This window comes from Actinoplanes sp. NPDC051633, from assembly GCF_040681735.1.
Classification (GTDB): Bacteria; Actinomycetota; Actinomycetes; order Mycobacteriales; family Micromonosporaceae; genus Actinoplanes.
The window spans coordinates 1-5,137 of sequence record NZ_JBFAZH010000554.1; the positions used below are offsets into that span (position 1 = coordinate 1).

The window sequence follows — 5,137 nt, forward strand, 5'->3', positions numbered from 1 at the left end:
GCCACCACCGCCCGCAGCTCGGCGTCGGCCACCTTGCGCAGCGCCGGACGGCGCGTACCCGGACCGATCTTGTCCTGCACGGTCGCCCGCGCCCTCTGCAGGGCGCTGTTCACCGACGCGGCCGAGGTCTCCATGATCGCGGCGATCTCCGCCGCGCTGAAGCCCAGCACCTCGAACAGCAGCAGCGCCGCCCGCTGGTTGCCCGGCAGGTGCTGCAGCGCCGCGACGAAGGCCAGCTCCACCGACTCGCGCTGCTCGGCGGTCAGCCCGGCATCCGGATAGGGGCCGAGCCAGGCGACCTCCGCCACCGCCGTGTCCGGGCTCAGGTCCATCGGCAGCGCCCGCCGGCTCCGGCCCTCGACGAGGTCCAGGCAGGTCCGCGTCGCCACGGTGTAGAGCCAGGATCGCAGCGACGAACGACCCTCGAACCGCCCGATGCCACGCCACGCCCGCACCAGCGCGTCCTGCAGCGCGTCGTCCGCGTCATGGCTCGAGCCGAGCATCCGGTAGCAGTGCGCGTGCAGCTCACGGCGCAGCGGCTCGACCAGGCGGGTGAACGCCGCGTCGTCGCCGGCCCTGGCCAGACCTAGATCGCTCACCTGGCAATAGTGCCTGATGGCGGAGGTACCGTTGCGGGCCTATGCACCCGGCGACGGTCGTGAGCGGGCAGTCCTGGCGGCGGTGGATCAGCGTGATCGCCGTCGTCGTCGTGCTGTGCAGCATCCCGATCGTCGTCGGCGCCTGGCCGGCCGATGCCGCGAGCGCCGACCCGGCCCGGCTGCGTGCCGCGATGGCCGCGTCCGCGGGCCGGGCCTACCAGGGGTACGCGCAGAGCAGCGGCCTGCTGCCACTGCCGTCCCTGCCCAACTTCGACGACGTGGTCAAACCGCTCAGCGGGCGCACCGAGATGCGGGTCTGGTATGCGGCCCGCGACCGCTGGCGGGTCGACGTCATCGACGGCGCGACCGAGCGCGACGTCTACCAGACCCCCGATGGCCAGGTGATCTGGGACTTCGGCGCCAACCAGATCGTGCACGTCCACGGCGAGCAGCCGATCCGGCTGCCCCGCCCGGCCGACTTCACCCCGCCCGAAATGGTCCGCCGGCTCCTCGCCATCGCCGCGACCGACCGGGTCGAGCCCCTGGCGGGCAAGCGGGTGGCCGGGCTGGACGCGGCCGGGCTGCGCCTGGTCCCGGCGTCCGCGGACACCACGGTCGACCACGTGGACATCTGGGCCGACCCGGCGACCGGGCTGCCGGTGCAGGCCGAGGTGACCGCGCGCGGCGGCGAGCGGCCGGTCTTCGTCACCCGCTTCCTCGAGCTGCGTCAGACCCGCCCGGACGCCGGCACGGTCACGCCGCCCGAGCCGCGCGAGGGCGTCGGCTTCACCGTCGCCGACGCGCCCGACTTCCTGAGCCAGATCAACCGCCGCCCACGAGGCGGGCTGCCGGACAGCGTCGGCGGGCTGCGGCGCGGCGCCGAGGTCGACGGGGTCACGGCGGCCGCCGTCTACGGCACCGGTCTGGCCCAGATCGTGGTGATCCGGCTGCCCGGCCGGTTCGGCGGGACGGCGTTCGACCGCCTCGACACCTACGGCCGGAACCTGGACCTGCCGTACGGCCGGGCCGCGCTGCTCGGCACCGGCCTGCTCACCCTGATGGCGGTACAGAACGAGCGCACCTTCCTGGTGGCCGGCTTCGTGCAACCGGCCGTCCTCGAACGCGTGGCCGTCGACTTGGCGAGGAGTGCCTGATGATCGTCACCAGGGGAGTGGTCAAGAAGTACGGCTCGGTCGTCGCGGTGGACGGCGTTGACCTGAATGTCCGCGAGGGCGACCGGTACGGGCTGCTGGGTCCCAACGGCTCGGGCAAGACCACGCTGGTCCGGATGCTGCTCGGGCTGGTCTTCGCCACCCGCGGCGAGATCGAGGTGCTGGACCTGCCGGTGCCGCGCCGGGTCAAGGACGCGTTGCCGTCGATCGGGGCGATGGTCGAGGGCCCCGGCATGTATCCGCACCTGTCCGGGCGTACCAACCTCGCCCTGCTCGACGCCGCCGGGCCCGGCAGCGACCGCGGTGACCGCAAGCGGCGCGTCGGCGAGGTCCTCGAACGCGTCGGCCTGGCCGGGATCGACCGGCGGCCGGTGAAGGCGTACTCCCTCGGCATGCGGCAGCGCCTCGGCCTGGCCGCGGCGCTGCTGCGCAAGCCGCGCCTGCTCATCCTCGACGAGCCGACCAACGGCCTCGACCCGCGCGGCATCCGCGAGATCCGCGACCTGCTGGCCGAGCTGAACGCCGAGGGCACCACGGTCTTCCTCTCCAGCCACCTGCTGGCCGAGATCGAGGCGCTGTGCACCCGGGTCGGCGTGATGGACCGCGGCCGCCTGGTGCTGCAGGAGGAGCTGGCCTCGCTGCAGGCGCCCACCGGCCGGGTCGTCGTGCACACCCCGTCACCGCACGAGGTGGTGGCGCTGCTCGACGGCCGGGTGGAGAAGCGCGAGGGCACGGTGCTCACGGTCCGTCATCGCGACGCGGGTGACCTGAACGCGGAGCTGCAGAAGGCCGGCATCCGGGTCACCGAGATCGGCGCCGAACGCCGCACCCTCGAGCAGGTGGTCCTCGACGCGACCACGACCAGCTCCGACCGCGTCGAAGCCGCCTGAACCGCTCCGATCGATCAGAGGTAGACCCCTACGTGATCCGCGTCGAACTCGCGAAGCTCTTCCGCCGCCCCCGCACGTACGTGATCGCCGGCCTGCTCTGCGCCCTGCCGTTCACGGTCGCGGTGTTCCTGGCGACGACCCGCATCCCGCCACCACCCGGCCAGGGCGGCGCGTTCCTCTCCGCGGTGCTGAGCAACGGCTCGCTCTACCCGGCCGCGGCGATGGCTCTGGTCATGCCGATCTTCCTGCCGGTCTCGGTGGCGGTGCTGGCCGGCGACGCGGTGGCCGGCGAGGCGCAGACCGGCACCCTGCGCTATCTGCTGATCCGTCCCGTGGGCCGGACCCGGCTGCTGGTCGCGAAGCTGGTCGCCCTGATCGTCTTCGTGCTGTTCGCGATCGGCGCGGTCCTGATCACCTCGTTCCTGACCGGCATCACCCTCTTCGGCGGCGAGCCGTCCGCGGGGGTGGCGCTGCCGGCCGACGTGACGTCGCTGTCCGGCGTGACGATCACCCCGGCCGGCCTGGTGCTGCGGCTGCTGGCCACGGTCGCGTACATCGTGGTGTCGATGCTGGGCGTGGCGGCGATCGCGCTGTTCCTGTCGACGGTGACCGACTCGGCGCTCGGCGCGGCGATGGGCGCCCTCGCCGTGCTGGTGACCAGCCAGGTGCTGGTCACGCTGGACGCGGCGGCAGCGATCCGCCCGTACCTGCCGACCCGCTACTGGCTGGCCTGGATCGACTTCTTCCGCGACCCGGTGCTCTGGCGCGACATCGAGCGCGGCGCCGGCATCCAGCTGGTCTTCCTGGTGGTCCTCCTGGGCGCGGCCTGGGCGAACTTCATGACCCGGGACATCACCTCCTGACTCTCCGGTTGAGGTTGAGGGTCAACCTCAGGTTGAGGGTTAGGCCGGGCAGGCGGTCAGGCCGGGCAACCGGTGGGGGCGGCGAGCGGGGCGGTGCCCACGGCCGCCAGGACCAGCGCCGTCACGGCCGGGTCGGTCGGCAGGGCGCCGTGCGAGGTCCGGGCCGACGGGCAGATGCTCTGCAGGGACACGTTGACCGCACCGTCCAGGCGGGCCGAGTCCGGGGGCTGAACGGTCTCGTCGTTCTCCGTCCAGACACTCAGCCAGGGCAAGCCGTCCGGCAGATCCCGGTCGTCGATGTCGTCGAGCACGTCGCTGCCGGGGGACAGCTGACGGCATGCGGTGGGGCACGCGCCCGGGGCGAAGGCGGCCCCCACGCCGGCGATGCGCGCGCCGTGCAGCGGTGAGCCGAGCGTCACGATGCGGCGGGCCACCGCGGCGCCGTCGTGCCGGTCCACCCAGAGACGTGTCGTCACGCCGCCGGCCGAATAGCCGATGACGTCCACCGAGGGCGAGCCGGCGTCCAGCTCGGCGCGGACCGCCGTATCCAAGGTGTCGGCCTGCTTGCGCAGGTCGCCCGTGCCGCCCTCGGGGAGCGTCACCACCCTGGCGATGCGGCCCTGTGCGGTCAGCACCTGCGCGAGGCGGGTCAGCGAGACCTGGCTGCCGCCGTACCCCGGCACCAGCAACACCGAGCCCGGCGCGGCCTGGTCGGGCCGCGCTCCACCATCGGTGCGGCCGGTCAGCACCCGCACGCCGATCACGACGGCGACCACGAGCACCAGGGCCCCGGCCAGGGCCAGCAGGAGTCGGCGACGTGGGGACACGCCGTCAATGATGCCGTGCCGCCGGCGGCCGCAACCGATCCGCACCCCAGTTGCTACCCGGTGCTGTTGACTCTGCGTAGTCGAACGCGGCATCGTGGATGCGGCCCGAAATCACCGAATTGCCCGCTCCCAGCTCCCGAGGACGACGACATGACGACCCCCACGCCTGCCGCCGCCACGTTCCGCGTTCAGCCCGCATCACCTACGGTGACCGACGACTACCGTGATCTCGCCCCGTCGATCCACCGCCAGCGGATGGTCGTCGAGGGCTACCCGACCTTCGCGATCACCGACGAGCACATCAAGGACTACCTGCGGAAGCTCTCCGAGGTCACCGAGATGGTCACGATCATCGACCCGGTCACGCACGTCAGCGACCTCTACGGCTGGGCCGGCTGGATCCACTGGGAGACCTCCGGCGCGCATTTCTACTCGTGGGAGCGCCCCGTCGAGTTCTTCAGCGTCGACATCTACACGTGCAAGGCGTTCGACCCGGCGGCCGTCCTCGCGTTCACCGAGGAGTACTTCCGCACCAGCGCGATCGTCGCGAGGCAGTTCTGATGCGGACCCGCTACGAGCTCGACACCCTCACCGCGCGCCGGATCACCGCCATCACCCTCGCCGCCCACCCGGGCACCGGCCGCTACGCCTGCTTCGTCACCGGTCCCGACGGGCCGCTCGCCGACGTGGCCCGCGCCGTCGAGCGGGAGGTCTTCCAGGACACGTTCGGCAACGACACCGCGGTGATGACCGCCGAATACGGCCCGTACGAGCAGCAGAGCCGCT

General features: G+C 72.6%; 6 protein-coding genes and 1 pseudogene. 5 read left to right on the forward strand and 2 right to left on the reverse strand.

All coding sequences use genetic code 11. The annotated features are described in order from the left end of the window. On the reverse strand, nucleotides 1–599 hold a 599-nt coding region (locus AB0M20_RS26380), incomplete at its 3' end, for an RNA polymerase subunit sigma-70 (RefSeq protein ID WP_364302598.1). A 41-nt stretch (nucleotides 600–640) separates the two neighbouring features. On the opposite strand from AB0M20_RS26380, the gene AB0M20_RS26385 reads away from it, so the two are divergent. Genes AB0M20_RS26385 through AB0M20_RS26395 form a run of 3 tightly spaced genes read left to right on the forward strand, consistent with a single transcriptional unit; the run spans nucleotide 641 to nucleotide 3,524 of the window. Continuing rightward, complete coding sequence (locus tag AB0M20_RS26385; protein ID WP_364302600.1) at nucleotides 641–1,753, forward strand: hypothetical protein; 1,113 nt, start codon at nucleotides 641–643, stop codon at nucleotides 1,751–1,753. Continuing rightward, nucleotides 1,753–2,661 (forward strand): ABC transporter ATP-binding protein, encoded by a 909-nt coding sequence (locus tag AB0M20_RS26390; RefSeq protein WP_364302602.1) that lies wholly within the window; start codon nucleotides 1,753–1,755, stop codon nucleotides 2,659–2,661. Before AB0M20_RS26385 ends, AB0M20_RS26390 begins: the two co-directional genes overlap by 1 nt. A 32-nt stretch (nucleotides 2,662–2,693) precedes the next feature. Next, nucleotides 2,694–3,524: an ABC transporter permease gene (locus AB0M20_RS26395; RefSeq protein ID WP_364302605.1), complete on the forward strand. Its 831-nt coding sequence runs from the start codon at nucleotides 2,694–2,696 to the stop codon at nucleotides 3,522–3,524. A gap of 56 nt (nucleotides 3,525–3,580) precedes the next feature. On the opposite strand, the gene AB0M20_RS26400 is transcribed toward AB0M20_RS26395, so the two are convergent. Continuing rightward, nucleotides 3,581–4,351 (reverse strand): lipase, encoded by a 771-nt coding sequence (locus AB0M20_RS26400; protein WP_364302607.1) that lies wholly within the window; start codon nucleotides 4,349–4,351, stop codon nucleotides 3,581–3,583. A 150-nt stretch (nucleotides 4,352–4,501) separates the two neighbouring features. Between AB0M20_RS26400 and AB0M20_RS26405 the strand changes: the two genes are divergently transcribed. Together AB0M20_RS26405 and AB0M20_RS26410 are read left to right on the forward strand one after the other, a co-directional pair. After that, nucleotides 4,502–4,912, forward strand: a complete 411-nt coding sequence (locus tag AB0M20_RS26405; protein WP_364302610.1) for an S-adenosylmethionine decarboxylase — start codon at nucleotides 4,502–4,504, stop codon at nucleotides 4,910–4,912. Then, nucleotides 4,912–5,137 (forward strand): annotated as a pseudogene (locus AB0M20_RS26410) (hypothetical protein); the annotation flags it as partial. The gene AB0M20_RS26405 and the pseudogene AB0M20_RS26410, both read left to right, overlap by 1 nt.

Bases quoted from the DNA above. Each gene is read 5' to 3' on its own strand.
- AB0M20_RS26385 (WP_364302600.1), top strand. From the start codon at position 641: ATGCACCCGGCGACGGTCGTGAGCGGGCAGTCCTGGCGGCGGTGGATC.
- AB0M20_RS26390 (WP_364302602.1), top strand. From the start codon at position 1,753: ATGATCGTCACCAGGGGAGTGGTCAAGAAGTACGGCTCGGTCGTCGCG.
- AB0M20_RS26405 (WP_364302610.1), top strand. From the start codon at position 4,502: ATGACGACCCCCACGCCTGCCGCCGCCACGTTCCGCGTTCAGCCCGCA.